We start from the raw sequence: 24328 nt of genomic DNA, 5'->3' as shown, positions 1-24328 counted from the left end.
TGCAGTAACTGCAAGATATAATTTGTAACTTTGTAATTTTAAACAGTAAGGGAAATGAGAAAATTTCTTCATGTCGCAATGGCTGTTATGTGTACTCTATCAGTAACGGCGCAGAATTATTCATTAAATGATATTCTTAACGGCAAGTTCAGTCCACGTGATGTAAGAGAAATGGTTTCTTCACAGGATGGACTTCATTATTATCAAGCCGATCCGCAGCGAACGGCAGTTATCAAGTTTTCGTACGCGACGGGAAATGCAGTTGATACACTCTTCAGCACACTTACAGCACGTAATTGCACTTTTGATTCTTTTCAGGGATTTCTTGTCAGCCCCGATGAAAACCGCGTGCTGGTTTATATAGATAGGGAGCAGATATACCGGCACTCGTTCCGGGCCAGCTATTATTATCACGATGTGCGTCGCAACATGATAAGGAAGCTTACTGATAAACCCTCTAAACAGATGATGCCCACCTTCTCATCCGATAGCAAGATGGCGGCATATGTAATAGATAATAACATCTGGCTTTCTAAGTTCGACTTTGATACTGAGTCGCAGATAACCAAAGATGGATTGAGAAACAAAATAATAAACGGTGCTACCGATTGGGTGTATGAAGAGGAGTTTGGAGTTACCCGACTAATGGAGTTTTCACCCGATAACCGGTTACTTGCTTTCGTCCGGTTCGATGAATCTCCGGTGAAAGAGTTTACTTTCCAGACATTCAACGGGCAGCTTTATCCCGGTTACTATAACTTTAAGTATCCAAAAGCAGGTGAAGCAAACTCCAGTGTTGAATGCCGTGTGTTTGATATTGAATCGCGAACCACCCGCACAATGGACCTGCCCGTTGAAGAGGATGGGTATATTCCCCGTATAAAATTTACAAATGATCCTGCCCGGCTGGCAGTGATGACTTTAAACAGAGACCAGAACCGGTTCGATATGTATTATGTCAATCCCCGGACTACTGTGTCGAAGCTGGTATTAAGGGAAGAGAGCGAACAGTACATTGATTCTGACTGGCTGAATTCTATTCATTTTCTTGAAGACAAATTCACCTATATTTCTGAAAAAGACGGCTTCAGCCATATATATGTTTATGGCTTATCTGGTACATTACAGAAGCAACTCACTTCGGGTAGTTACGATGTGACTGCTCTCCTGGGGGTGGATCCTCAATCGGAGGTGCTTTTCTATCAGGCAGCTGATGAAAGTCCTTTGCGAAGAAATATATACAAAATAAATATTAGCAAGGGGAAACCTCAGAAACTGTCGAATCAGCCTGGATTTAATGAAGCCTTTTTCAGCAATAATGGGAAGTTTTTTCTAAATCGCTGGTCCGATGCAAGTACACCTGATGTTATCTCCTTACATGATTCAAACGGTAAGCAGCTGCGCATACTTGAAGACAATCAGTCAATAAAGGCCGAGGTTGCATCCGCGCGGCTCCCTAAAAGGGAATACATCAAGGTAACAGCTGCAGACGGTATCACACTCCTGAATGGCTGGATATTGAAACCCAACAATTTCAACCCCTCCAAAAAATATCCTGTGGTTATGATTCAATACAGCGGGCCCAACTCGCAGAAGGTGTTGGACAAGTACAGTGCAAGCTGGTATTATGCGCTGTTGAATGAAGATATTGTGGTGGCCTGTGTTGATGGTCGTGGAACAGGTGCTCGTGGCGCCAGGTTTCGTAAGTGTACGTACATGAACCTGGGTATCATTGAGTCAGATGATCAGGTAGCCGCAGCGCAATACCTAGGCTCGCTGAGCTATATCGATGCGGACCGTATTGGAATATGGGGGTGGAGCTATGGGGGTTACAACGTGCTGATGAGTATGAGTCGCGGTGATGGAACACTCAAAGCCGGTGTAGCCATTGCGCCGGTTACAGACTGGCGCTTTTACGATTCAGTCTATACTGAACGTTTTATGCGTACCCCGCAACAGAACAGTACGGGGTATATTAACGCCTCGGCAGTTGAACTTGCGGGCAGATTGCAGGGGAACCTTCTTCTTGTGCATGGCACAACCGATGACAATGTTCATTTTCAGAATACCATTGAATACACACGGGCTCTTATAAAGGCGAACAAACATTTCGAGATGTTTGTCTTTCCCGATAAAGATCATTTTATTTCAGGCGGCAACACAAGTGAATATCTCTACGAAAAAGTTATAGGCTTTTACAGGTTGAATTTGTAGTATTCACTATTGTTATAATTTAACATGATCTGCTGCTGAATGGTAGAACCAATTCAGCGGCAGTTTTTTTCCCGCCTAAACAAAAATGTCCATTTGTTGTTATTAATGGTGAAGTTTTCGTAATATTATATGGCTTTTTCGTCTAAAATACATAGAATTATCAGGAATCCTGCATTCGGGCTTGTACCTATGCTTCTGTTTTCTATCCTAATATTGCACACCGATACTCGCTTGGCTGCAGGTGTTGGCTTGTCACTTTCATTGATTGGTTATTTTTTAGTAAAAAAATTCAGCCGCCTTATATATAAAATTTCCATTACTACTTTTATTGTGACGTTACTTCTGTCATTTTCATTTTTTAATAGCCTGCCTCTGCTGAACAGATTTATGATAACCGAGATCGTTTTTTTAATATCTCTTATTTTGATGAGGCTTTCCAGGGGAAGGATAGTGTTAAGGGTGGGCAAAGGACGAAACTATATATTGAAAAACTACATGAAGGAGTCTTTTCGGGTAGCATTTCAGACACAGTACGGGCTTTCAATTCATCTTTTGCTTGTCCTGGTGTTTTATGTTACTGGTTCTCCTGAAGCCGTTTATGTTAATTCAACGACAGTTTTGTTGCTCTTCCAGGCAATACTGGTGGCAGTCATAGCCATAGAGAGCGTTAGGTTATTTATTTTGGATAAAAAACTCTATAAGGAGGAGTGGTTGCCTGTTGTAACGGAGAAAGGAGATGTGACGGGCAGGGTTGCCATGTCAATCACTAAGGATATGAAGAACAGATTCATGCATCCTGTAGTTCGTGTAGCACTAATTTATAAGGGGAAGATCTATCTTAAGGAAAGGGATCATTCACGACTATTAGATCCCGGAAAACTGGATTACCCGTTTGAAAAATATATGCAGTATAACGACGAAGTGGATGAAACTTTGCGTTATAGCATAAGGAAAGAGTGTGGCAACAGTAATCTTCCACTTCGTTTTTTATTGAAATATACTTTTGAAAATGAAATCACAAAACGGCTTATTTTTCTCTATGTAGCCGATATTGAAGATGAAAATATTTTCAACAGCTTGCAGCTTCAGGGCGGGAAACTATGGACCGTATCGCAGATTGAGGATAATACCGGTACCGATATTTATTCCGAGTGTTTTGAACTTGAATTTGAGTATTTAAAAAACACAGTATTGCTGGCTCATCGATTTCGTAAAGTAAATTGAATAGAGTACCCTTCTACTGTTTTATAAACTATTAATAAAGCAATAGGCAGCTAAACTCACGTTCGGCTGCCTATTCATCGTTTAAATATAAAAAAGAAAAAAGTTATTTGTAAATTACCATTTATAAATGGCTGTTTTATTTTTAATAAAGATGATTCACCATCTCAGGAACCAGCTGCTCGCTTTTGATTGAACCTGACAGCTTTGAGAAGGAATTGAAATCGATTTTACCTGATACCGTAATAATGGTCAGTTTATCCTCCTCATCAAGCGAGATAAGAATCAGATTCTGCGTCTCTTCATCGTTTCTCTTCATCAAAACTGAAATTTTTGATGCTTTCTCGTTTACCGACACCACCTCTTCGTAATCGCCGAACTCAGCTTTTATCAGTTCATGTGCTTTTGCAAAGTAGTGTTTGGAATCTCTCTTGTTATCACTGCTTACGATATGTATACTGTTCAACTCTCTGAATGTTTTCTTCAGATCTTCATCATTAGTACTTGCCGCCATCTTTTCAAGCATTGCCTTCCCGATATTCACATTGTTCAGCGGACGCTTGTCTTCGGCATATTTTTCGATGAACAGAGTTACAAAGTCGTTCGCGAAAACCGTTGTGGTACACAATAAAACAAACAGTGTTAATAACGTCTTTCTCATAGATTCCCAATTTTATTCAATCCATCTTTTTTAACCTCAACAGTGTTGTTCAGCGAATCATCCATATCATCATCAAGTAAGTTGCTTAATGAGTCGATTGATGACCAGTCGATATTCAGATCATCAATATCCCTGATGGTCTGCATTGAAGCTGCTTCGCTCACCTGTAGAGCGTTAGACAGTTTCTCAAGTGCATATGTTGCCTGCTGCATAACAGCGTTGGGGTCTTCAAATTTTTCAGTAAAATGCGGCTTATTGTTCTGACGTGTGATAAAGAACAGACCTGTACCCAATCCCACCAGTAACAGAACTGACGCAGCTATCCGCAGCAGAGGGGTGTAAATCCGGATAGTGACATATCTGTTCTTATCGGTATCTTCTAAAGCTGCTTTCAGTTTATTATCGAAATTTTTGCTTAGAGTTACTGATTGCTCCATTCTGATATAAGAGAACAGAGGAATATACTGTTCCAGATCTTCAGGTACACCAACTCCCGAGAAAAAATCCTGCAGTTCTTTCTCTTCCTCCAGCGTTGTTTCGCAATTCCAGTATCTCTCCAGCAATATATTTATATATTCACTATTCATTTATATTCTGATAACAGTTCTTTCATCCTTTTTCTTGCTCTGTGAAGTGTTATTTTAACCAGATCTCCGCTTATAGATAGCGATTTGGATATCTCTTTATAACTAAACCCCTCAATTTCCCTCAGATGGAACACCAACCGCTGATTCTCGGGGAGCTCATCAATACATCTTTCTATCAAGTAGTGTTGTTCCTTTCTTACCATTTCACTGTGTGGAGATTGATGCTCAACAAAATAGAGCTCCTCTTTTTCCTTGTCAAGTGTCCCTGTTTTTCTGATTGCCTGCGAGGCCAGCCTGTCCAGTGCCATATTCTTGGTAGCCCTGAAGCAATAGGCTTCCAAGTTATCTATATAGTTCCAATCCTCTTTTCTGCTCCACAGTTTCAGCAGTAAGTCCTGCACTATGTCCTCTGCTTCAGCTTGTTCTCTTACAATACTGTAGGCGAGCCTGAAGAGTTTGTCCTTCAGGGGCAGAATTATTTTATGAAACGAATCAATACTCATTATATAATGACGGTTGAAAGAGAAAAAAGTTACATCAGAATGCAAATTTATTCTCTTTTTTGTAAGAAACAATAAGAAAAAACAGCTCTGTGTCAATTTTATTGATCAACGCGAGAGAATTTACTCCATATATTTTAACATTTTATTCATGATATTTTATTCGTCACATTTCATTATTTCAATTATTCGTTTCATTACTCTTTGTGATTTTTTCTCTACCCTTAATCATACACGTCATTTACAAATGATCAATTATTTTTCATAAAAACCTTCGCAAACGCTTGCATATCTTACTGATTATTTGTAATTTTGTGCCGTTTTTCACTCGAAGTGAAAGGTTATATAATGATAATCAGTCTATTATTATACGCACAGAGTGGGAAAAGTGGTTAAATAGCAATTATTTAAAAATATAGAAATACAAAAAAAAGAAAGCAGAAAATGCCTACAATTCAACAACTAGTAAGAAAAGGACGTACCACCCTTACGGAGAAGAGTAAATCGCCTGCTTTGGATTCTTGTCCGCAGCGCCGTGGCGTGTGCGTGAGAGTGTATACTACTACACCCAAGAAGCCAAACTCAGCGATGAGAAAGGTTGCACGTGTACGTTTGACTAACTCAAAGGAAGTGAATGCCTACATCCCCGGAGAAGGACATAACCTGCAGGAGCACTCCATTGTGCTTGTGCGTGGCGGACGTGTAAAGGATCTCCCCGGTGTACGTTATCACATTGTGCGTGGTTCATTGGATACAGCCGGAGTAAGCGGCCGCACCCAAAGACGTTCCAAATATGGGGCTAAACGTCCCAAGGCAGGTGCTAAAACTGCGGTTAAAGGGAAAAAGTAATCCATCCCCGCTAAGCATCATTTTAAGTATAATTAAATGTATTATCGCTGTTGAAATTTTTGGAGTACGCTACTTATTACAGGTTGAGTAAATAAATTCGGAGGAATTTGTTGAAGACATATAAATGGCAGCCAAACAACACACAATTTTTTAAACAATGAGAAAAACAAAACCCAAAAAAAGGCAGGTTCTCCCGGATCCTGTTTATGGTGATGTAAGGGTAACAAAATTTGTTAACCACCTTATGTATGATGGTAAGAAAAGTATCTCTTACGATATATTCTATACTGCTCTGGAGAATGTAAAGGCTAAAATGCCCAATGAAGAGAAGTCGGCTCTTGAGATATGGAAAGCCGCGCTCGATAATATAACACCTCAGGTGGAAGTTAAATCGCGCCGTGTTGGTGGTGCTACTTTTCAGGTTCCCACGGAAATAAGACCGGAAAGAAAAGAATCCGTTTCAATGAAAAACCTCATTCTTTATGCACGAAAAAGAGGAGGTAAAACAATGGCTGACAAGCTTGCAGCCGAGATTGTTGATGCTTATAACAGTCAGGGTGGTGCTTTCAAACGCAAAGAAGATATGCATAGAATGGCAGAAGCAAACCGTGCTTTTGCTCATTTCAGATTTTAAAATTGATAGAAGGTAAAAAAGATGGCTAAGGGTTCAAAAGAGACATTAAACTTCACTCGTAACATTGGTATCATGGCTCATATTGACGCCGGCAAGACCACCACATCTGAGCGGATTCTGTTTTATACAGGTTTAACGCATAAGATCGGAGAGGTTCACGATGGCGCAGCAACCATGGATTGGATGGAGCAGGAGCAGGAGCGTGGTATAACCATTACATCTGCTGCTACTACCACGAGTTGGAAATTTGATAACAATACTTATAAGATAAATTTGATAGACACTCCGGGGCACGTTGACTTCACAGTAGAAGTTGAACGCTCACTTAGGGTGTTAGACGGTGCCGTGGCCGCATTTTGTGCTGTAGGAGGTGTTGAACCGCAGTCGGAGACCGTGTGGCGTCAGGCAGATAAATACAAGGTTCCTCGAATAGGCTATGTGAACAAGATGGACCGTTCGGGAGCCAATTTTTTTGATGTTGTACGTCAGGTAAAAGAGATGCTTGGCGCTAAGGCTTGCCCTATTCAAATACCTATTGGTGCTGAAGAAAATTTTAAGGGCGTCGTTGATCTTGTTACAATGAAAGCCCTTTATTGGCATGATGAGACAATGGGAGCTGATTACGATATTACCGACATTCCTGCCGATTTGCTTGATGAAGCCCGTGAATGGCGCGAAAATATGTTAGAGACAATTGCCGAAATTGACGATAAGCTCATGGAGAAATTCTTTGACGATCCCAATTCAATCACAGAGGATGAGATAAGGAGCGCTATCAGAAAAGGCACATTGTCTATGGAGATTAATCCTATGATTTGCGGATCATCTTTCAAGAACAAAGGTGTGCAGACTTTACTGGATGCTGTTTGCGCCTATCTGCCAAGTCCTCTTGATACTGATGCAATAACAGGTACCGATCCTGGCGACTCCACCAAGGTTCTTGTCCGTCATCCCGATCCCAGCGAGCCAATGTGTGCCCTGGCATTCAAGATTGCAACAGACCCGTATGTTGGGCGTCTCTGTTTCTTCCGTGTTTACTCGGGCGAACTTGATGCAGGATCATATGTTTACAACGCACGTTCAGGGAAGAAAGAGCGTATCTCGCGCCTCTTCCAGATGCATTCAAATAAACAGAACCCGAAAGATTTTATCGGAACAGGAGATATCGGTGCCGGAGTAGGTTTTAAGGATATTCGTACCGGGGACACTTTATGTGATGAAAACAAGCCCATTATTCTTGAGGCAATAGATTTCCCAGATCCGGTTATTGGAATTGCTGTTGAGCCAAAAACGCAGAAAGATCTTGATAAACTTTCTAACGGATTGGCCAAACTGGCAGAAGAAGATCCCACTTTCACCGTTAAAACGGATGAAGAGACCGGGCAGACAGTTATTTCCGGGATGGGTGAACTTCACCTTGAGATCATTATCGAAAGGTTGAAACGTGAGTTCAAGGTTGAGGCCAATCAGGGTAGGCCGCAGGTTTCTTATAAGGAGGCTATCTCCAAGCCTGTTGAATTGCGTGAAACATATAAGAAGCAGACAGGAGGTCGTGGTAAGTATGCCGATATGATAGTACGCGTGGAGCCTGCCGACAGCGATTTTGAAGGCGAACTGCAATTTATTGATGAAGTGAAGGGTGGTAATATACCTAAAGAGTACATACCTTCCATTCAGAAAGGGTTCCAGCGTGCAATGAAAAATGGCATTCTTGCAGGCTATGCGCTGAATAAGTTGAAAGTGACAGTAATTGATGGTTCGTACCACCCGGTAGACTCTGATCAGCTTTCGTTTGAGATTTGTGCCATGCAAGCTTTCAAGAATGCATCTGAAAAAGCCGGACCTATACTTCTGGAGCCAATTATGAAGGTTGAAGTGGTTACTCCCGAAGAGAGTATGGGAGATGTTATCTCCGACTTGAACAAACGTCGCGGCCAGGTAGAGGGAATGGAATCGAACCGTTCCGGAGCACGTGTGGTAAAAGCAAAGACACCGCTTTCAGAGATGTTCGGATATGTAACTGCTTTGCGCACAATTACATCGGGACGAGCAACCTCAACAATGGCTTTTTCGCACTTTGAAGAGGTTTCTTCTTCCATAGCAAAACAAGTATTAACGGAAGTAAAAGGCCGTGTAGATTTGATTAAATAATTTATAGTATATGAGCCAAAAAATCAGAATTAAACTGAAATCATACGATTACAGCCTGGTTGATAAATCAGCCGAGAAAATCGTAAAGACCGTAAAAGCTACGGGTGCAGTAGTCAGTGGCCCTATTCCGTTGCCTACACACAAACGCATTTTCACCGTGAACCGTTCAACGTTTGTGAACAAAAAATCGCGTGAACAGTTCGAGCTCGCTTCATTCAAACGCCTAATTGATATTTACAGCTCTACGGCAAAGACAGTGGATGCATTGATGAAGCTTGAATTGCCCAGCGGTGTAGAAGTGGAGATTAAAGTATAATTATAAAACAACAGAGAAATGCCAGGATTATTAGGAAAAAAAATCGGAATGACATCCGTTTTCAGTGCTGATGGAAAAAATATTCCATGCACTGTTATCGAAGCAGGTCCTTGCGTAGTTACTCAGGTGAAGACCGTTGAAAATGACGGTTATGACGCAATTCAGCTCGGGTTTGAAGACAAAAAGGAAAAACATACCACGAACCCTGAAAAAGGTCACTTTAAAAAAGCCGGAGTAACACCCAAGAGACACTTGGCCGAGTTCAAAGGTTTTGGGAACGAATATAAAGAAGGTTCCGAAATAGGTGTTGATATTTTTAACGGGACCATTTACGTTGATGTGATCGGAAAATCGAAAGGAAAAGGTTTTCAGGGTGTTGTTAAACGCCACGGCTTTGGCGGTGTTGGTCAGTCCACACACGGTCAACACAACAGGCTGCGTGCTCCTGGATCTATCGGCGCATGTTCCTATCCAGCAAAAGTATTTAAGGGAACTCGCATGGGCGGCCAGATGGGTAACAAACGTATAACCGTTCAAAACCTGCAGGTGATTAAGGTAATACCCGAGCACAATCTTTTATTGCTAAAAGGTTCTGTTCCGGGAAGTAAAGGTTCAATTGTAGCAATCGAAAAATAAGATGGAATTAAGTGTTTATAATATAAAAGGAGAGGTAACAGACAAAAAGGTGACGCTCGACGATTCCATTTTCGGGATTGAACCTAACAATCATGTTATCTGGTTAGATGTAAAACAGTATCTGGCCAACAGGCGTCAGGGTACGCATAAGTCAAAAGAGAGAAGCGAAATTACCGGAAGTACACGCAAGCTCATTCGTCAGAAGGGGAGTGGCGGTGCACGCCGAGGAGATATTAAATCTCCTGTTTTGGTCGGTGGCGGGCGAGTTTTTGGCCCTAAACCAAGGTATTACGGATTCAAGGTGAACAAAAAGGTGAAAGAGTTGGCTCGTAAGTCGGCACTTTCACTGAAAGCAAAAAATAATGCTATTATTGTAGTAGAGGATTTTGTTTTTGATTCACCAAAAACAAAACAGATTGTAGAGATTACGAAGAATCTGCAACTCTCTGATAAAAAGCTACTTTTAGTTTTGCCGGGTCAGAATAAAAACGTATATTTGTCGGCTCGAAATTTAAGCAGAGTCAATGTTGTAACAGCTTCTGATATAAATACATATAAAATTATGGACTGTGCAAATCTCGTAATAACCGAGTCGTCGGTTGCTGTGATTGATAACTTATTAAAAGCATAAGGAGAGAGAGAAGATGAGTGTAATTGTAAAACCCATATTCACAGAAAAGCAAACCGCAATAACGGAAAAGTTTGAAAACCGTTACGGTTTTATCGTTGAGCCTTCTGCCAATAAAGTTGATATCAAAAATGCAGTTGAAGAACTTTACAACGTACATGTAGAGCATGTAAATACAATGAAATATGATGGTAAGCTGAAAAGCCGATATACAAAATCGGGTGTGGTTACAGGACTTACGCCATCGTATAAAAAAGCAATCGTAACCTTGAGAAAAGGTGAATCAATCGATTTATTTAGCAATATTTAAAAGAGATGGCAATACGTAAATTAAAGCCCACTACACCGGGGCAAAGACACAAGATTATCGGTTCATTTGAAAATGTCACTGCAAGTGTACCGGAGAAATCTCTTGTACTTGGTAAGAAAACGTCAGGAGGCCGCAACAGTCAGGGTAAGATGACTGTTAAGAATGTAGGAGGCGGACATAAGAGGCGGTTCAGAATTATCGATTTCAAGAGAACAAAAGATGGTATCCCGGCCGTTGTTAAAAGTATAGAATATGATCCTAACCGCTCAGCTCGCATAGCACTATTATATTATGCAGATGGCGAAAAGGCCTATATTTTAGCTCCTAACGGCTTAAAAGTTGGAACCACAGTGATGTCGGGGCCAGGTGCTGCCCCTGAAGTTGGAAACGCGCTCCCACTGTCTGTAATTCCTATAGGAACTGTAATTCATAATATTGAATTACGCCCGGGTCAGGGAGCCAAGATGGCACGATCAGCCGGAACATTCGCACAATTGGTATCTCGTGAAGAGAAATATGCAATTATAAAAATGCCTTCCGGAGAAGTTCGCAAAATTCTGTCGGCATGTAAAGCTACTGTTGGAAGTGTTGGTAATTCGGACCATGCTCTGGAACAATCAGGGAAGGCCGGCCGTTCAAGATGGTTAGGACGTCGTCCGCGCACTCGCGGGGTTAGCAAGAACCCTGTTGATCACCCAATGGGTGGGGGTGAGGGACGTGCTTCAGGAGGCCATCCAAGATCAGCCAAAGGCTTATATTCAAAGGGCTTGAAGACAAGAGCCCCGAAAAAACATTCTTCTAAATACATTGTAGAGAGAAGAAAAAAGAAGTAATCTGATTAATTATTAAAAATTATGAGCAGGTCATTAAAAAAAGGTCCATATATCAATCTCAAATTAGAAGAGAAGGTAATTACCATGAACGAGAGCGGCAAAAAATCCGTGATCAAAACATGGGCACGAGCCTCTATGATATCTCCTGATTTTGTTGGACACACCATCGCTGTGCACAACGGGAACAAATTCATCCCCGTTTATATCACAGAGAACATGGTTGGGCATAAACTGGGCGAATTCGCTGTTACCCGTACGTTCCGCGGACACGCTGGCAACAGAAAGAAATAAGATCAGGGCGCTTAACGAATAAAGTAAAACAGAAAAAGACATGAGTGCTAGAAAAAGAATATCAGCCGAACAAAGAAAGGAAGAGCGAAAGGATGTCTCTTTCGCTATATTGAGGAATGTCCCCAGCTCGCCGCGTAAAATGCGATATGTCGCTGACATGGTTCGAGGTATGGAGGTGTTCAGAGCGTTGGGCGTTTTAAAGTTCTCCAACAAAGAAGCATCCGGTAAAATTGAAAAACTGCTGCTTTCAGCTATTGCTAACTGGGAACAGAAAAACGAACGTAAAGCCGAAACAGGCGAACTCTATATAAAAACAATAACTGTTGACGAAGGAACTACACTTAAAAGGCTTCGTCCAGCTCCGCAAGGCCGGGGATACAGAATCCGCAAACGTTCAAATCATGTGACGATTGTGGTAGATACAATGAATAAAGAAGAACAAGAACAAGGATAACAAGATGGGACAAAAAGTAAATCCGATAGCAAATCGTTTAGGAATCATCAAGGGATGGGACTCTAACTGGTACGGCGGAAATAATTATGGTGACATTTTGCTGGAAGACAATAAGATCCGCACCTATTTGAATGCCCGTCTTGCCAAAGCAAGTGTATCTCGAATCGTTATTGAGCGAACATTGAAACTGGTGACTATCACAATTTGTACAGCTCGCCCCGGGATTATTATTGGTAAAGGGGGCCAGGAAGTTGACAAGTTGAAAGAAGAGTTGATGAAGATCACCGACAAAGATATACAGATAAATATTTTTGAGATAAAAAAACCGGAACTCGATGCAGTTATTGTAGCAAATAACGTTGCACGCCAGATTGAAGGTAAAATAGCATATCGCCGCGCCGTGAAGATGGCTATTGCTTCTACCATGAGAATGGGGGCCGAGGGAATCAAAATTCAGGTGTCAGGTCGTTTGAACGGAGCTGAGATGGCTCGTTCGGAGATGTATAAGGAGGGTAGGACCCCACTTCATACTTTCCGTGCCGACATTGATTACGCGCAAGGTGAAGCGCTGACAAAAGTAGGTCTGATAGGTATCAAAGTATGGATTTGCCGTGGTGCGATCTATGGCAAAAAAGATCTTTCACCTTCGTTTGCAACTTCAAAGGACAGCCGTTCTCACAGTGGCGGAGGCCGTGGCGGAAACAGGCCTGAAGGTGGAAGAGGGGGCAGACGCAGAAGAAATAAAAACAATGCTTAATTGAAGAAAATATGTTACAACCTAAGAAAACAAGATTCAGAAGACAGCAGAAAGGCCGCATGAAAGGCTATGCCGGCCGCGGCAATCAACTGGCGTTTGGCTCTTTTGGCATAAAATCATTGCAATCCAAATGGATTACCGGAAGCCAGATAGAAGCTGCCCGTATCGCTGTAACGCGCTACATGCAACGTCAGGGACAGGTTTGGGTTCGTATTTTCCCAGATAAGCCTATCACAAAAAAGCCTGCAGAGGTACGTATGGGTAAAGGTAAAGGTAATCCCGAAGGATTCGTTGCTCCCGTTACTCCCGGCAGAATTATTTTTGAGGTTGAAGGAGTACCTTATGAAGTTGCAAAAGAGGCTTTGCGCTTAGCAGCTCAGAAATTGCCGGTTACCACTAAATTTGTGGTTCGAAGAGATTATGATAATGAGAAAAAATCGTAAATCGAGATGAGAAAACAAGAAGAATTAATAGAACTGTCCGGGAAAGATCTGAAAGAGAGATTAGATGCCGAAATGATAGCACTTACAAGGATGCGTATCAATCACAGCATAACTCCACTTGACAATTCTGGCTTATTGAAAGAGAAACGCAGGGATATTGCACGTATAAATACAGAACTTCGTGCAAGAGAGTTGAAAAAAGAACAATAACAGAGAAATGGAAACGAGAAATTTAAGAAAAGAAAGAATCGGGGTCGTTTTCAGCAATAAAATGGATAAAACTGTCACTGTTGCTGTAAAATGGAAAGAGAAACACCCTATATATGGGAAGTTCGTTAATAAAACGAGAAAATTTCACGCCCATGATGAAAAGAACGACTGTAACATTGGTGATACAGTCCGTATTATGGAGACTCGTCCTTTGAGCAAAAAAAAGAGATGGAGAGTGGTTGAAGTAATTGAGAGGGCTAAGTAAGATGATACAACAAGAATCAAGATTAACGGTTACCGACAACAGCGGCGCCAAGGAAGCACTCTGCATTCGCGTGCTTGGTGGAACTAGAAGACGTTACGCGTCGGTTGGGGATGTCATAGTTGTTTCTATCAAGAGCACAATCCCTTCGAGTGATATTAAGAAAGGTGCCATATCAAAAGCGATCATCGTTCGTACGAAAAAAGAGATTCGCCGTGCAGACGGTTCGTATATACGCTTCGACGACAATGCCTGCGTTCTGCTGAACAATGCCGGTGAATTGAGAGGAAGTCGTATCTTCGGTCCCGTTGCCCGTGAACTGCGTACCACGAACATGAAGATTGTTTCATTAGCACCAGAAGTATTATAATCTATTAAGCAATCACAGGCAATGAGTAAATTACACATAAAGAAAGGCGACATTGTTTACGTGAATTCCGGTGAAGATAAAGGTAAAACCGGACGTGTACTAACGGTTCTAGTTAAAAAGAACCGTGCAGTAGTGGAAGGCGTAAACATAGTGTCAAAACATACAAAACCCAATGCTCAAAATCCAAATGGAGGTATTGAAAAGAAAGAGGCTTCAGTTCACATCTCCAATTTAAACCCGGTTGATCCTAAAACAGGTAAACCCACTCGCATTGGGCGTAAGGAAAACAGTAAAGGCAAATTAGTACGTTACGCTAAAAAATCTGGGGAGGAAATTTAATGAGTACTACAACATACCAAGTTAGTTTAAAGAAGGATTATAAAGAGCGTATTGTTCCTGCTTTGATGAAAGAATTCAATTACAAATCGGTAATGCAGGCACCCAGACTCGAGAAGATAGTAATTAATCAGGGTTTGGGCATTGCTGTGGCAGACAAAAAAATCATCGAGACAGCGATCAACGAACTTACTGCTATCACTGGACAAAGAGCAGTGGCAACCGTTTCACGCAAAGATATATCAAATTTTAAATTGCGTAAAAAAATGCCTGTAGGCGTGAGAGTTACACTTCGTCATGATAAAATGTATGAATTCCTTGAAAGATTAGTACGTGTGGCTCTGCCTCGTATACGTGACTTCAAGGGTATAGGGGCCAAGCTTGATGGAAGAGGCAACTACACGTTGGGTATTGAGGAACAGATTATTTTCCCGGAGATCAACATTGATACAATAACACGTTTGCTGGGAATGAATATTACTTTCGTTACTACTGCTCCTACCGACGAGGAAGGTTATGCTCTTCTTAGAGAGTTCGGTTTACCGTTTAAGACAGAACATTCGCATTAAGCTGTGTTGGCATAAGTCAGGCTACGTTTGAGTTATGCTGCTGGCTGGCAAACTATTTCTTTAATAAATGCAGTCACAAGCAAGTTTTATTGCATTATGTTGCAGAGAGAAATAGTAGAATATAGTTCAATGAATAATTTTAATGAACAAAAAAAATTAATATATAATGGCAAAAGAATCAATGAAAGCCCGAGAGGTGAAGAGAGCCAGGATGGTTGCCCGTTATGCCGAGAAAAGAGCAAAGTATCTGGCAGAGGGTGATTACGAAGCACTTCAATCCATTCCCAAGAACGCTTCCCCGGTACGATTGCACAACCGTTGTAAAATTACCGGACGCCCCAAAGGATATATGCGCCAGTTCGGCATCTCTCGTATCCAGTTCCGGGAAATGGCATCTAAAGGCCTGATTCCCGGTGTGAAGAAGGCTAGCTGGTAATAGATGGATAAACCGAAAAGTGAAAAAACTGGGAAAAGGTTTGATCAATTACCGGCGACTTTAAAGAAATGACGTTTTATTAAATATTGTCCCGGCGGTCGGGATCAATTTAAATTTTTAGTATATGACAGATCCAATAGCAGATTATTTGACGCGGCTACGAAATGCCATCCAGGCGAAGCATCGTGTGGTGGAGATACCCGCATCGAATCTAAAAAAAGACATCACTAAGATTCTTTTTGAAAAAGGCTACATACTTAATTATAAGTTTGTAGAGGATGGTCCCCAGGGCACAATAATGATTGCCCTGAAGTACGATCCTGTAAACAAAGTAAACGCGATTAAGAAATTGAAGCGTGTATCAACGCCCGGTTTACGCCAGTATGTAGGTTACAAAGATATGCCGCGCGTACTCAATGGCCTGGGTATTGCCATATTATCTACTTCAAATGGAGTAATGACAGATAAAGAAGCCCGTGAACATAAAGTTGGCGGAGAAGTATTGTGTTTCGTTTATTAATCTGAAGGAGAGAAAAATATGTCAAGAATAGGAAAATTACCCATTACGCTGCCTGCAGGTGTTGCAGTGACAGTAGGAGAAGATAATGTGATCACAATGAAAGGCCCTAAAGGGGAGCTAAATCAGCAGATTGGCCTTGATATGAAGGTGGAGGTTAGCGATGGTGTGCTTTCCATTGAACGCTCCGATGATGATAAAGAGAGCCGCTCTCTGCACGGGCTTTATCGTTCATTGCTGCACAATATGGTTATTGGCGTTTCAGAAGGTTTCCGTAAAGAAATGGAACTTGTTGGTGTTGGTTATCGTGTGACCAACAACGGGCAAATTCTGGAATTATCTCTTGGTTATACACACAGTATTTTTATGGAATTACCCAAAGAGATAAAGGTGGAGACCAAAATGGAGAGAAACAAGAATCCTCTTATTATTCTGGAATCTTGTGATAAACAACTACTCGGACAGGTATGTGCTAAAATCCGTTCGTTCCGCAAGCCGGAGCCTTACAAAGGTAAAGGTATTCGCTTCGTAGGTGAACAGGTACGTCGCAAGTCGGGTAAAACAGCAGGTAAATAATCTACGTAAACTGAAATCGCAATGTTAACAAAGAACGAAAGAAGATTAAAAATCAAAACTCGTGTACGCGGTAAAGTTCACGGCACTGCCGAGTGCCCCCGTCTTTCCGTATTCAGGAGCAATAAACAGATATATGCCCAGGTAATTGATGATAATAGCGGTACCACGCTGGCATCTGCATCATCTCTGAAACTGGAAGATAAACTTCCTAAAAAAGAGATTGCCGCTAAGGTGGGACAGCTTATCGCAGAAAATGCCAAAGAAGCAGGAGTAGAAAAGGTAACGTTCGACAGAAACGGTTACTTGTATCATGGACGTATTAAAGAACTGGCTGATGCCGCCCGTAAAGGAGGGCTTAAATTTTAACGATTATGGCAGTAAAAAATAACAAGGTAAAATCAACAAACGATATCGAATTAAAAGACCGTTTAGTGGCTATTAATCGTACAACCAAAGTTACCAAGGGAGGCCGTACTTTCACATTCGCTGCAATGGTTGTTGTTGGAAACGAAGATGGTATCATTGGATGGGGCTTAGGAAAAGCAGGTGAAGTTACAACCGCCATTGCCAAAGGTGTGGAAGCCGCTAAGAAGAATCTAATCAAGGTTCCCGTTTACAAGGGGACCATTCCGCACGAGCAGGTTGCCCGTTACGGCGGAGCCGAGGTGTTTCTTAAACCAGCTTTTACCGGAACAGGTGTAAAGGCAGGAGGTGCTATGCGTGCCGTGCTTGAGAGCGTGGGGATTACCGACGTGCTGGCTAAATCGAAAGGATCTTCCAACCCGCATAACCTTGTAAAAGCAACTATCGAGGCTTTGACTGAACTGAGAGACCCCTTTACGGTAGCGCAAAACAGAGGTGTAAGTATAGAAAAAGTGTTTAACGGATAAAAAGGATGAAATCTGACATGGCTACAATAAAAATTAAACAGACAAAAAGTAGAATCGGAGCTCCTAAAGATCAGAAAAAGACGTTGGACGCTCTTGGACTTACAAAAATGAACCGTGTGGTGGAACACAAGGATACGCCTTCAGTGAGAGGCCTTATTCGCAAAGTGAACCATCTGGTAACGGTTGTGGATTAAAAAGAATAATAAACGATAAAAAAAGATACAAATATGGATTTATCGAATTTAAAACCGGCTGAAGGTTCAACCAAAACCCGGAAAAGAATCGGGCGAGGACCCGGATCGGGAAAAGGAGGCACTTCCACAAGAGGACATAAGGGACAGAAATCAAGATCAGGCTATTCAAAGAAGGTCGGTTTTGAAGGAGGACAGATGCCTTTGCAGCGTCGTGTCCCCAAATTCGGATTTAAGCCACTGAAAAGAGTTGAATATAAAGCCATTAATTTGGAGACATTGCAGGAACTGGTAGAATCACAGGGGTATACTAAAATTAATCCTGAAGTGCTGATGGATGCAGGCCTTATTGCCCGTAAACACTTGGTGAAAATTCTTGGCAGAGGCACATTAACAGCCAAACTTGAGGTTGAAGCTCACGCTTTTTCCAAGACAGCTGAAGAAGCTATAATCGCTGCAGGTGGAACAGCCGTAAAAATCTGAAGAAATGGGATTTGTACAGACATTAAAAAATATATGGAAGATAGAAGATCTTAGAAAAAGACTTATTATCACCGTAGGTTTTGTTGCAATTTACCGGTTCGGATCATTTGTTGTTTTGCCGGGGATAAATCCGGAACAGCTTGTAGCGTTGCAGTCAAATGCCAGTACAGGCCTTCTTAGCCTTCTCGATATGTTTTCGGGAGGAGCATTTGCCAACGCATCAATTTTCGCACTAGGTATTATGCCTTACATATCGGCTTCCATCGTTATGCAGTTGTTGGGAATCGCCGTTCCCGCTTTTCAGAAGATGCAGCATGAGGGTGAAAGCGGCAGGACAAAAATTAATCAGTATACCCGCTATCTTACAGTGGCAATTCTACTGATACAAGGGCCTGCCTATCTCTACGGAGCCGTAGGTAGAGCTATTCCTGGAGGTTTTTGGGATTGGATATTGCCATCAACAATCATTCTTGCAGGTGGAAGTATGTTTGTGTTGTGGCTTGGAGAGCGAATCACAGATAAAGGAATTGGTAACGGTATTTCGTTTATTATACTTATAGGTATCATTGCCCGTTTGCCACGCTCACTGGTTGCAGAGTACGACCGATTGATCGATGCTCCTGGAGGGCTTATTCTTTTGTTGATAGAGTTGTTGTTCCTGGTAGCTGTTACAGCTGCTGCAATTATGCTTGTTCAGGGTGTGAGAAAGGTACCTGTACAATATGCAAAACGTATTGTTGGAAACAGACAGTATGGTGGTGTAAGACAGTATATCCCGCTGAAAGTTAACGCTGCTAACGTGATGCCGATAATCTTTGCACAGGCAATTATGTTTATCCCCATCACTATTGCACAGTTTTCAGCAAAAGAGGGAGGGGGTTTCTGGGCGTCACTGATGAGTTATACCAGCTTCTGGTATAATCTGGTCTTTGCATTACTTATAATCGCCTTTACCTATTTTTACACTGCAATTACTGTAAACCCGGTGCAGATGGCTGAAGATTTGAAACGTAACAACGGATTTATTCCTGGTGTGAAACCTGGAAAGAGAACGGCTGAGTATATTGACACAATTATGTCTAGAATAACTTTGCCGGGTTCGTTCTTTCTGGCAATAGTCGCTATATTACCTGCTTTTGCAGGATTAATGGGAATAAACTCTCAGTTTGCACATTTTTTTGGTGGTACTTCGCTTTTGATACTCGTAGGAGTGGTGTTGGATACGTTGCAACAGATTGAAAGCCACTTGTTAATGCGCCATTATGACGGTTTCCTAAAATCGGGAGCTAAGATTAAAGGCAGAACAGGCTCAATAGCTGCTTACTAAAGTTTTGGTGAATAGATGAATAGCAGAGTGATAATACTGAAAACAGACGAAGAGATCGAGTTCATGCGTGAAGCTAACCGCTTGGTGGGTATGACGCTAGGAGAACTTTCAAAGCACATCAGGCCGGGAATAACAACCTTGCAGCTTGATAAGATCGCAGAAGAGTTTATCAGGGATCACGGTGCAGTTCCCACTTTTTTAGGATACGGCGGTTTCCCAAATTCTATCTGTACTTCGGTGAACGAAAATGTGGTACACGGCATTCCCAACAACAAACCACTGTTTGAAGGTGATGTGATCTCAATTGATTGCGGTACCAAAAAGGGAGGTTTTTGCGGTGACTCGGCCTACACTTTTTGCGTAGGAGAGGTTAACGAGAGCGTGAAGAGACTGTTGAATGTTACCATTGATGCTCTCTACAAAGGCATTGAACAGGCAAAGGAAGGCAATAGAATTGGTGATATCGGTTCAACAATACAGGCATACTGCGAATCTAATGGATATTCTGTAGTTCGCGAGCTGGTAGGACATGGTATTGGCAGACAGATGCACGAACCTCCGGAAGTGCCGAACTACGGCAGGCGGGGTACAGGCCAGCTAATTAAGAATGGCATGTGTATTGCAATTGAACCGATGATAAATATGGGTAGCAAAAATGTTGTTTTCGAAAAAGACGGATGGACAGTTAGAACCAAAGATCGAAAGCCATCGGCTCATTTTGAGCACACAATTGCTATCCGTAACGGAAGCGCTGATATTTTATCAACATTTGAATTTATTTAGTAACCACATTACATGCAGCAATAATCAGAAGACAAGCTTGCTTGAACCATGTTGTTGCTGGAAATTGTAAAAGTTACTGAAAACAACAACTAAAAAAGGAGTAACTATTAATGGCTAAACAAGCAGCAATAGAACAAGATGGAACTATTATAGAAGCATTATCCAATGCAATGTTTCGTGTAGAACTTGAAAACGGACATGAGATAACCGCCCATATTTCCGGAAAGATGCGTATGCACTATATACGTATCTTACCCGGGGACAGAGTGAGAGTGGAAATGTCGCCTTACGATCTTTCAAAAGGAAGAATTTCGTTCAGATACAAATAATTTAATTAACGACTTATAGATGTCAGTGTCAAAAACTGGCAGATATCAGATAAAAAATATACTATCATATGAAAGTAAGAGCATCTTTAAAAAAACGTACGGCCGACTGCAAAATAGTAAGAAGAAAAGGGCGTTTGTACATTATCAATAAAAAGAATCCCAAGTTTAAACAACGTCAGGGATAGCATAAGTATTTATTGTAATCAAAAAATAAATAAACATATATGGCTATAAGAATTGTAGGTGTTGATTTACCGCAGAACAAGAGAGGCGAAGTGGCGCTCACATATATCTACGGCATCGGTCGCAGTGCAGCTAACTCTATTTTAACAAAAGCTGAAGTTGATAGAGATGTAAAAGTAAAAGACTGGACTGACGATCAGGCAGCCCGTATTCGTGAGATCATCTCCAACGAATACAAAGTAGAGGGGGATCTTCGTTCAGAAGTACAATTGAATATAAAACGATTGATGGATATCGGTTGCTACCGTGGCATCCGTCACCGTATAGGATTACCCGTGCGCGGACAAAGTACAAAAAATAATGCACGTACGCGTAAGGGAAGAAAGAAAACCGTTGCTAACAAGAAAAAAGCTACTAAATAATAGACAGGTAACATGGCAAAAAGAACAGTTGCAGCAAAAAAGAGAAATGTAAAAGTGAGCGCTGTCGGACAGGCACACATCTCATCATCATTTAACAACATCATCGTTTCGTTAACCAATGAAGACGGAGAAGTGATCAGCTGGTCCTCCGCCGGGAAAATGGGATTTAGAAGTTCCAAAAAAAATACTCCCTATGCGGCGCAAATGGTTGCTCAGGATTGTGCAAAGGTAGCATATGACCTGGGATTGCGTAAGGTGAAGGCTTACGTTAAAGGTCCCGGAAACGGTCGTGAGTCAGCTATCAGAACCATTCATGGATCGGGTATCGAAGTAACGGAGATAGTAGACGTTACTCCTCTACCTCACAATGGTTGCCGCCCGCCTAAAGCAAGAAAAGTTTAATCAATAATTCATTTAAGTTTCATTCCACTTGAAACTTGAGCTGTGATTGATTACAATATAACTTCTCTGTAATCGCGGCTGCACAGTTTAGGCTTCAGTAAAAAAGTTTAATTTGTAAAATGGCAAGATATACTGGTCCAAAAACAAAAATCGCCCGTAAATTCGGCGAACCTATTTTCGGCCCCGACAAGGTCCTTTCCAAAAAGAACTATCCCCCGGGACAACACGGAAATTCTCGCAGGAGAAAAACATCGGAATATGGTATTCAGCTGCGTGAGAAACAACGTGCTAAATATACGTACGGAGTTCTCGAAAAACAGTTTCGCCTTACATTTGACAGAGCTGTACGTAGCCGCGGAATTACCGGTGAGGTATTGTTACAGTTGCTGGAATCGCGTTTGGATAATGTAGTTTATCGTCTGGGTATTGCACCTACAAGGGCTGCAGCACGTCAGCTTGTAACTCACCGTCATATTGTAGTGAACGGACAGGTTGTGAACATCCCTTCCTACACTGTAAAACCGGGTGAAGTTATCGGTGTAAGAGAAAAATCAAAATCAATGGAGGTGATTGTGAACGCCCTATCCGGTTTTAATCATAGCAAATACCCCTGGCTGGAGTGGGATAAGGCTACTATGAGCGGTAAACTCCTGCATATTCCGGAGAGAGCAGACATTCCAGAAAATATTAAAGAACAACTCATCGTAGAATTATATTCTAAACAATAATTTCATGGCAATATTAGCATTCCAAAAACCCGATAAAGTAATCATGTTACAGGAGAACACTTTCTCCGGTAAATTCGAATTCCGCCCGCTGGAACCCGGATACGGCATTACTATAGGCAATGCCTTGCGCCGTATACTGCTATCCTCACTGGAAGGATTCGCTATTACATCGGTTAAGATAGAGGGTGTGGAGCATGAGTTTGCTTCTATCCCGGGTGTTATTGAAGATGTAACAGGTATTATTCTTAATCTGAAGAAGATACGGTTCAAAAGGATAGTTGAAGAGTTTGAGACGGAAAAAGTAAGCATCGCTATTTCGGGAACGGATGTGTTTAAAGCCGGAGATATTGGTAAATTACTGACCGGTTTCGAAGTCTTAAACCCAGAACAGGAGATTTGTCGAATGAATAAGAAGGCAGAATTACGCCTTGAGCTCACAATTAACAAGGGGCGCGGTTATGTACCTGCCGATGAAAATCGTGAACTAATTTCAACAGACGATGTGCAGACCATTGCAATTGACTCCATTTACACTCCGATCCGAAATGTAAGATATGAGATAGAAGACTATCGCATTGAGCAAAAGACGGACTACGAAAAACTGGTTATTGAGATTACTACTGATGGATCCATTCATCCAAAGGAGGCGTTGAAAGAGGCAGCTAAAATACTTATTCAGCACTTTGTACTTTTCTCTGACGATAATAAAATCATGCTTGAGACATCCGATTCCGAAAGTATTGAGGAGTTTGATGAAGAGGTGCTTCATATGCGTCAGCTTCTTAAACGCAAGCTGTCTGATCTTAACCTGTCGGTAAGGGCACTCAACTGCTTGAAAGCCGCAGATGTAGAGACGCTTGGACAGCTGGTTGTACACAATAAGAATGATCTTCTTAAATTTCGTAACTTTGGAAAGAAATCTCTTACCGAACTTGAAGAGCTCCTTGAAGGGCTGAATCTGACGTTTGGTATGGATACATCGAAATATAAATTAGATAAAGACTAACAACTGCAATGAGACATAATAAGAAAAATAATCATTTAGGGCGTAAAACAGCGCATAGGGGAGCGATGTTATCCAATATGGCTACCTCGCTCATCATGCATAAACGCATCTTTACAACTGTTCCCAAGGCAAAAGAATTGAGAAAATTCGTGGAGCCTATCATTACAAAGAGCAAGGAGGATACCACTAATTCCAGACGTGAGGTTTTCAGCAAGCTGCGTAGCAAATATGCCGTTACGGAACTTTTTCAGACTGTATCGCAAAAAGTAGCTGATCGTCCCGGTGGCTATACACGCATTATTAAAACAGGTTACCGTTTGGGTGATAATGCAGCCATGTGCTTTATTGAACTTGTTGATTTCAACGAAAATATGTTGGGCGACGGCAAAGCCAAGAAGACAAGAACACGCCGCTCACGCAGAAAATCAGCAGGAGAGGGCACTACAACAACCGTTGCGGAAACTCCAAAAGTGAAGGATGATGCTAAGGAAGCTAAAGACAAAAAAGCAGAAAAAACTGAAAAAGCCAAAGAGGCAGCTGTAAAAGAAACAAAAAAGGTTGAAAATGTTCAGCCTGCTGAAGTAGCTGATAAAGTGGATGAAGTAAAAGAAGATGTTTCTGAAAAAGAAGCTGCCAAAGATATTGAGCCTGACGTTAAGGACGAAGGGGAAACAAGTGATTCATCTTCGGAAACAAGCGTTTAGTTTTTATGATAAACACTGTGGGTGCATCGTCATCATGACGGAGATCTAAAACCTCAGTCGATGGTGTATTTGCAGTGAAGCTGTGATTTTTAAAATGTTAAACATTAAAGGAAGCGCCG

The 24328-nt window shown here is 41.6% G+C and carries 37 protein-coding genes and 1 pseudogene; 35 read left to right on the top strand and 3 right to left on the bottom strand.

The features are described from left to right. The first annotated feature begins 54 nt into the window (after positions 1–54). Together KDN43_RS15000 and KDN43_RS14995 are read left to right on the top strand one after the other, a co-directional pair. Positions 55–2214, top strand: coding sequence for a S9 family peptidase (locus KDN43_RS15000; protein WP_238867414.1), 2160 nt, complete (start codon positions 55–57; stop codon positions 2212–2214). 129 nt (positions 2215–2343) lie between these two features. Continuing rightward, positions 2344–3438 carry a hypothetical protein gene (locus KDN43_RS14995; RefSeq protein WP_238867412.1) on the top strand — a complete coding sequence of 365 codons (1095 nt, stop codon included), beginning with the start codon at positions 2344–2346 and terminating at the stop codon, positions 3436–3438. Between the two features lie 142 nt (positions 3439–3580). On the opposite strand, the gene KDN43_RS14990 is transcribed toward KDN43_RS14995, so the two are convergent. The 3 genes from KDN43_RS14990 to KDN43_RS14980 are packed head-to-tail and all read right to left on the bottom strand — an operon-like array spanning position 3581 to position 5186. Beyond that, positions 3581–4096: a DUF4252 domain-containing protein gene (locus tag KDN43_RS14990; protein WP_238867410.1), complete on the bottom strand. Its 516-nt coding sequence runs from the start codon at positions 4094–4096 to the stop codon at positions 3581–3583. Beyond that, positions 4093–4683, bottom strand: a complete 591-nt coding sequence (locus KDN43_RS14985; protein ID WP_238867408.1) for a hypothetical protein — start codon at positions 4681–4683, stop codon at positions 4093–4095. The genes KDN43_RS14990 and KDN43_RS14985 overlap by 4 nt, the downstream gene beginning before the upstream one ends. Further along, positions 4680–5186, bottom strand: coding sequence for an RNA polymerase sigma factor (locus tag KDN43_RS14980; protein ID WP_238867406.1), 507 nt, complete (start codon positions 5184–5186; stop codon positions 4680–4682). Before KDN43_RS14980 ends, KDN43_RS14985 begins: the two co-directional genes overlap by 4 nt. A gap of 441 nt (positions 5187–5627) precedes the next feature. Here KDN43_RS14980 and rpsL point away from each other — a divergent pair, with 441 nt between their 5' ends. The 33 genes and pseudogenes from rpsL to rplQ form a co-directional block, all read left to right on the top strand. Then, positions 5628–6032: a 30S ribosomal protein S12 gene (rpsL, locus tag KDN43_RS14975; protein WP_238867405.1), complete on the top strand. Its 405-nt coding sequence runs from the start codon at positions 5628–5630 to the stop codon at positions 6030–6032. A gap of 157 nt (positions 6033–6189) precedes the next feature. After that, positions 6190–6666 (top strand): 30S ribosomal protein S7, encoded by a 477-nt coding sequence (rpsG, locus tag KDN43_RS14970; RefSeq protein WP_238867404.1) that lies wholly within the window; start codon positions 6190–6192, stop codon positions 6664–6666. A 21-nt stretch (positions 6667–6687) separates the two neighbouring features. Beyond that, positions 6688–8817 (top strand): elongation factor G, encoded by a 2130-nt coding sequence (fusA, locus tag KDN43_RS14965; protein WP_238867403.1) that lies wholly within the window; start codon positions 6688–6690, stop codon positions 8815–8817. Between the two features lie 10 nt (positions 8818–8827). Next, positions 8828–9133: a 30S ribosomal protein S10 gene (gene rpsJ / locus KDN43_RS14960; protein WP_019541341.1), complete on the top strand. Its 306-nt coding sequence runs from the start codon at positions 8828–8830 to the stop codon at positions 9131–9133. An 18-nt stretch (positions 9134–9151) separates the two neighbouring features. Then, positions 9152–9769 (top strand): 50S ribosomal protein L3, encoded by a 618-nt coding sequence (gene rplC / locus KDN43_RS14955; RefSeq protein WP_238867401.1) that lies wholly within the window; start codon positions 9152–9154, stop codon positions 9767–9769. Position 9770: 1 nt separating this feature from the next. Beyond that, on the top strand, positions 9771–10400 hold the full coding sequence (gene rplD, locus KDN43_RS14950) for a 50S ribosomal protein L4 (protein WP_238867399.1): 630 nt from the start codon (positions 9771–9773) through the stop codon (positions 10398–10400). Between the two features lie 13 nt (positions 10401–10413). Continuing rightward, positions 10414–10707 carry a 50S ribosomal protein L23 gene (rplW, locus tag KDN43_RS14945; RefSeq protein ID WP_238867397.1) on the top strand — a complete coding sequence of 98 codons (294 nt, stop codon included), beginning with the start codon at positions 10414–10416 and terminating at the stop codon, positions 10705–10707. 5 nt (positions 10708–10712) lie between these two features. Continuing rightward, positions 10713–11540 (top strand): 50S ribosomal protein L2, encoded by an 828-nt coding sequence (rplB, locus tag KDN43_RS14940; protein WP_238867395.1) that lies wholly within the window; start codon positions 10713–10715, stop codon positions 11538–11540. A 21-nt stretch (positions 11541–11561) separates the two neighbouring features. Then, on the top strand, positions 11562–11831 hold the full coding sequence (rpsS, locus tag KDN43_RS14935) for a 30S ribosomal protein S19 (protein WP_238867394.1): 270 nt from the start codon (positions 11562–11564) through the stop codon (positions 11829–11831). A gap of 40 nt (positions 11832–11871) precedes the next feature. Beyond that, positions 11872–12285: a 50S ribosomal protein L22 gene (gene rplV / locus KDN43_RS14930; protein ID WP_238867392.1), complete on the top strand. Its 414-nt coding sequence runs from the start codon at positions 11872–11874 to the stop codon at positions 12283–12285. Positions 12286–12289: 4 nt separating this feature from the next. After that, positions 12290–13042 carry a 30S ribosomal protein S3 gene (gene rpsC, locus KDN43_RS14925; protein WP_238867390.1) on the top strand — a complete coding sequence of 251 codons (753 nt, stop codon included), beginning with the start codon at positions 12290–12292 and terminating at the stop codon, positions 13040–13042. Between the two features lie 11 nt (positions 13043–13053). Further along, the gene (gene rplP, locus KDN43_RS14920) at positions 13054–13485 is read left to right on the top strand and encodes a 50S ribosomal protein L16 (protein ID WP_238867388.1); all 432 of its coding nucleotides are present in this window, start codon (positions 13054–13056) and stop codon (positions 13483–13485) included. 6 nt (positions 13486–13491) lie between these two features. Further along, positions 13492–13695, top strand: coding sequence for a 50S ribosomal protein L29 (gene rpmC, locus KDN43_RS14915; RefSeq protein WP_238867386.1), 204 nt, complete (start codon positions 13492–13494; stop codon positions 13693–13695). A 7-nt stretch (positions 13696–13702) separates the two neighbouring features. Further along, a complete protein-coding gene (gene rpsQ, locus KDN43_RS14910; protein ID WP_238867384.1) occupies positions 13703–13960 on the top strand; it encodes a 30S ribosomal protein S17 in 258 nt (85 codons plus the stop codon). A gap of 1 nt (position 13961) precedes the next feature. Next, positions 13962–14327, top strand: a complete 366-nt coding sequence (gene rplN, locus KDN43_RS14905; protein ID WP_238869501.1) for a 50S ribosomal protein L14 — start codon at positions 13962–13964, stop codon at positions 14325–14327. Between the two features lie 21 nt (positions 14328–14348). Next, entirely contained in the window at positions 14349–14666 is a 318-nt protein-coding gene (gene rplX / locus KDN43_RS14900) for a 50S ribosomal protein L24 (RefSeq protein WP_238867382.1), read from the top strand. Beyond that, entirely contained in the window at positions 14666–15232 is a 567-nt protein-coding gene (rplE, locus tag KDN43_RS14895) for a 50S ribosomal protein L5 (RefSeq protein ID WP_238867379.1), read from the top strand. Before rplX ends, rplE begins: the two co-directional genes overlap by 1 nt. Positions 15233–15398: 166 nt before the next feature. Next, on the top strand, positions 15399–15668 hold the full coding sequence (rpsN, locus tag KDN43_RS14890) for a 30S ribosomal protein S14 (RefSeq protein ID WP_238867377.1): 270 nt from the start codon (positions 15399–15401) through the stop codon (positions 15666–15668). Between the two features lie 124 nt (positions 15669–15792). Further along, a complete protein-coding gene (gene rpsH, locus KDN43_RS14885) occupies positions 15793–16188 on the top strand; it encodes a 30S ribosomal protein S8 (protein WP_238867375.1) in 396 nt (131 codons plus the stop codon). 18 nt (positions 16189–16206) lie between these two features. After that, positions 16207–16761: a 50S ribosomal protein L6 gene (gene rplF / locus KDN43_RS14880; RefSeq protein WP_238867373.1), complete on the top strand. Its 555-nt coding sequence runs from the start codon at positions 16207–16209 to the stop codon at positions 16759–16761. Between the two features lie 21 nt (positions 16762–16782). Next, entirely contained in the window at positions 16783–17127 is a 345-nt protein-coding gene (rplR, locus tag KDN43_RS14875) for a 50S ribosomal protein L18 (protein WP_238867371.1), read from the top strand. Between the two features lie 5 nt (positions 17128–17132). Further along, entirely contained in the window at positions 17133–17651 is a 519-nt protein-coding gene (gene rpsE, locus KDN43_RS14870) for a 30S ribosomal protein S5 (protein WP_238867368.1), read from the top strand. A gap of 17 nt (positions 17652–17668) precedes the next feature. Beyond that, complete coding sequence (rpmD, locus tag KDN43_RS14865; protein ID WP_238867366.1) at positions 17669–17845, top strand: 50S ribosomal protein L30; 177 nt, start codon at positions 17669–17671, stop codon at positions 17843–17845. Positions 17846–17878: 33 nt separating this feature from the next. Further along, positions 17879–18325 carry a 50S ribosomal protein L15 gene (rplO, locus tag KDN43_RS14860; RefSeq protein ID WP_238867364.1) on the top strand — a complete coding sequence of 149 codons (447 nt, stop codon included), beginning with the start codon at positions 17879–17881 and terminating at the stop codon, positions 18323–18325. A 4-nt stretch (positions 18326–18329) separates the two neighbouring features. After that, the gene (gene secY / locus KDN43_RS14855) at positions 18330–19652 is read left to right on the top strand and encodes a preprotein translocase subunit SecY (RefSeq protein ID WP_238867362.1); all 1323 of its coding nucleotides are present in this window, start codon (positions 18330–18332) and stop codon (positions 19650–19652) included. A 27-nt stretch (positions 19653–19679) separates the two neighbouring features. After that, positions 19680–20435 (top strand): type I methionyl aminopeptidase, encoded by a 756-nt coding sequence (gene map, locus KDN43_RS14850; protein ID WP_238869499.1) that lies wholly within the window; start codon positions 19680–19682, stop codon positions 20433–20435. Positions 20436–20545: 110 nt separating this feature from the next. Beyond that, positions 20546–20764, top strand: coding sequence for a translation initiation factor IF-1 (infA, locus tag KDN43_RS14845; RefSeq protein WP_019541318.1), 219 nt, complete (start codon positions 20546–20548; stop codon positions 20762–20764). Between the two features lie 68 nt (positions 20765–20832). Next, a complete protein-coding gene (gene ykgO, locus KDN43_RS14840; protein WP_076929107.1) occupies positions 20833–20949 on the top strand; it encodes a type B 50S ribosomal protein L36 in 117 nt (38 codons plus the stop codon). Between the two features lie 39 nt (positions 20950–20988). Then, positions 20989–21369, top strand: coding sequence for a 30S ribosomal protein S13 (rpsM, locus tag KDN43_RS14835; protein WP_238867361.1), 381 nt, complete (start codon positions 20989–20991; stop codon positions 21367–21369). A 12-nt stretch (positions 21370–21381) separates the two neighbouring features. Beyond that, positions 21382–21771 carry a 30S ribosomal protein S11 gene (gene rpsK, locus KDN43_RS14830; RefSeq protein WP_238867359.1) on the top strand — a complete coding sequence of 130 codons (390 nt, stop codon included), beginning with the start codon at positions 21382–21384 and terminating at the stop codon, positions 21769–21771. A 119-nt stretch (positions 21772–21890) separates the two neighbouring features. Beyond that, positions 21891–22499, top strand: a complete 609-nt coding sequence (gene rpsD / locus KDN43_RS14825; protein WP_238867357.1) for a 30S ribosomal protein S4 — start codon at positions 21891–21893, stop codon at positions 22497–22499. A 4-nt stretch (positions 22500–22503) separates the two neighbouring features. Then, positions 22504–23505: a DNA-directed RNA polymerase subunit alpha gene (locus tag KDN43_RS14820; protein ID WP_238867355.1), complete on the top strand. Its 1002-nt coding sequence runs from the start codon at positions 22504–22506 to the stop codon at positions 23503–23505. An 8-nt stretch (positions 23506–23513) separates the two neighbouring features. Beyond that, positions 23514–23987, top strand: a pseudogene (gene rplQ / locus KDN43_RS16515) (50S ribosomal protein L17); the annotation flags it as partial. Positions 23988–24328 lie beyond the last annotated feature (341 nt).

The organism is Proteiniphilum propionicum (assembly GCF_022267555.1).
GTDB classification, from domain to species: Bacteria; Bacteroidota; Bacteroidia; order Bacteroidales; family Dysgonomonadaceae; genus Proteiniphilum; species Proteiniphilum propionicum.
This window is presented reverse-complemented; position numbering and strand designations above follow the sequence as displayed.

Bases quoted from the DNA above. Each gene is read 5' to 3' on its own strand.
- rplP (WP_238867388.1), top strand. From the start codon at position 13,054: ATGTTACAACCTAAGAAAACAAGATTCAGAAGACAGCAGAAAGGCCGC.
- rpmD (WP_238867366.1), top strand. From the start codon at position 17,669: ATGGCTACAATAAAAATTAAACAGACAAAAAGTAGAATCGGAGCTCCT.
- rplC (WP_238867401.1), top strand. From the start codon at position 9,152: ATGCCAGGATTATTAGGAAAAAAAATCGGAATGACATCCGTTTTCAGT.
- rplB (WP_238867395.1), top strand. From the start codon at position 10,713: ATGGCAATACGTAAATTAAAGCCCACTACACCGGGGCAAAGACACAAG.
- rpsM (WP_238867361.1), top strand. From the start codon at position 20,989: ATGGCTATAAGAATTGTAGGTGTTGATTTACCGCAGAACAAGAGAGGC.
- KDN43_RS14995 (WP_238867412.1), top strand. From the start codon at position 2,344: ATGGCTTTTTCGTCTAAAATACATAGAATTATCAGGAATCCTGCATTC.
- secY (WP_238867362.1), top strand. From the start codon at position 18,330: ATGGGATTTGTACAGACATTAAAAAATATATGGAAGATAGAAGATCTT.
- rplN (WP_238869501.1), top strand. From the start codon at position 13,962: ATGATACAACAAGAATCAAGATTAACGGTTACCGACAACAGCGGCGCC.
- rpmC (WP_238867386.1), top strand. From the start codon at position 13,492: ATGAGAAAACAAGAAGAATTAATAGAACTGTCCGGGAAAGATCTGAAA.
- rpsG (WP_238867404.1), top strand. From the start codon at position 6,190: ATGAGAAAAACAAAACCCAAAAAAAGGCAGGTTCTCCCGGATCCTGTT.
- fusA (WP_238867403.1), top strand. From the start codon at position 6,688: ATGGCTAAGGGTTCAAAAGAGACATTAAACTTCACTCGTAACATTGGT.
- rplF (WP_238867373.1), top strand. From the start codon at position 16,207: ATGTCAAGAATAGGAAAATTACCCATTACGCTGCCTGCAGGTGTTGCA.
- rpsC (WP_238867390.1), top strand. From the start codon at position 12,290: ATGGGACAAAAAGTAAATCCGATAGCAAATCGTTTAGGAATCATCAAG.
- rpsQ (WP_238867384.1), top strand. From the start codon at position 13,703: ATGGAAACGAGAAATTTAAGAAAAGAAAGAATCGGGGTCGTTTTCAGC.
- infA (WP_019541318.1), top strand. From the start codon at position 20,546: ATGGCTAAACAAGCAGCAATAGAACAAGATGGAACTATTATAGAAGCA.
- rpsL (WP_238867405.1), top strand. From the start codon at position 5,628: ATGCCTACAATTCAACAACTAGTAAGAAAAGGACGTACCACCCTTACG.
- rpsH (WP_238867375.1), top strand. From the start codon at position 15,793: ATGACAGATCCAATAGCAGATTATTTGACGCGGCTACGAAATGCCATC.
- rplX (WP_238867382.1), top strand. From the start codon at position 14,349: ATGAGTAAATTACACATAAAGAAAGGCGACATTGTTTACGTGAATTCC.
- rpsE (WP_238867368.1), top strand. From the start codon at position 17,133: ATGGCAGTAAAAAATAACAAGGTAAAATCAACAAACGATATCGAATTA.
- rpsD (WP_238867357.1), top strand. From the start codon at position 21,891: ATGGCAAGATATACTGGTCCAAAAACAAAAATCGCCCGTAAATTCGGC.
- rpsS (WP_238867394.1), top strand. From the start codon at position 11,562: ATGAGCAGGTCATTAAAAAAAGGTCCATATATCAATCTCAAATTAGAA.
- rplV (WP_238867392.1), top strand. From the start codon at position 11,872: ATGAGTGCTAGAAAAAGAATATCAGCCGAACAAAGAAAGGAAGAGCGA.
- ykgO (WP_076929107.1), top strand. From the start codon at position 20,833: ATGAAAGTAAGAGCATCTTTAAAAAAACGTACGGCCGACTGCAAAATA.
- rpsN (WP_238867377.1), top strand. From the start codon at position 15,399: ATGGCAAAAGAATCAATGAAAGCCCGAGAGGTGAAGAGAGCCAGGATG.
- rplE (WP_238867379.1), top strand. From the start codon at position 14,666: ATGAGTACTACAACATACCAAGTTAGTTTAAAGAAGGATTATAAAGAG.
- rplO (WP_238867364.1), top strand. From the start codon at position 17,879: ATGGATTTATCGAATTTAAAACCGGCTGAAGGTTCAACCAAAACCCGG.
- KDN43_RS14820 (WP_238867355.1), top strand. From the start codon at position 22,504: ATGGCAATATTAGCATTCCAAAAACCCGATAAAGTAATCATGTTACAG.
- KDN43_RS14990 (WP_238867410.1), bottom strand. From the start codon at position 4,096: ATGAGAAAGACGTTATTAACACTGTTTGTTTTATTGTGTACCACAACG.
- rplW (WP_238867397.1), top strand. From the start codon at position 10,414: ATGAGTGTAATTGTAAAACCCATATTCACAGAAAAGCAAACCGCAATA.
- KDN43_RS14985 (WP_238867408.1), bottom strand. From the start codon at position 4,683: ATGAATAGTGAATATATAAATATATTGCTGGAGAGATACTGGAATTGC.
- rpsJ (WP_019541341.1), top strand. From the start codon at position 8,828: ATGAGCCAAAAAATCAGAATTAAACTGAAATCATACGATTACAGCCTG.
- KDN43_RS15000 (WP_238867414.1), top strand. From the start codon at position 55: ATGAGAAAATTTCTTCATGTCGCAATGGCTGTTATGTGTACTCTATCA.
- rplD (WP_238867399.1), top strand. From the start codon at position 9,771: ATGGAATTAAGTGTTTATAATATAAAAGGAGAGGTAACAGACAAAAAG.
- KDN43_RS14980 (WP_238867406.1), bottom strand. From the start codon at position 5,186: ATGAGTATTGATTCGTTTCATAAAATAATTCTGCCCCTGAAGGACAAA.
- rpsK (WP_238867359.1), top strand. From the start codon at position 21,382: ATGGCAAAAAGAACAGTTGCAGCAAAAAAGAGAAATGTAAAAGTGAGC.
- rplR (WP_238867371.1), top strand. From the start codon at position 16,783: ATGTTAACAAAGAACGAAAGAAGATTAAAAATCAAAACTCGTGTACGC.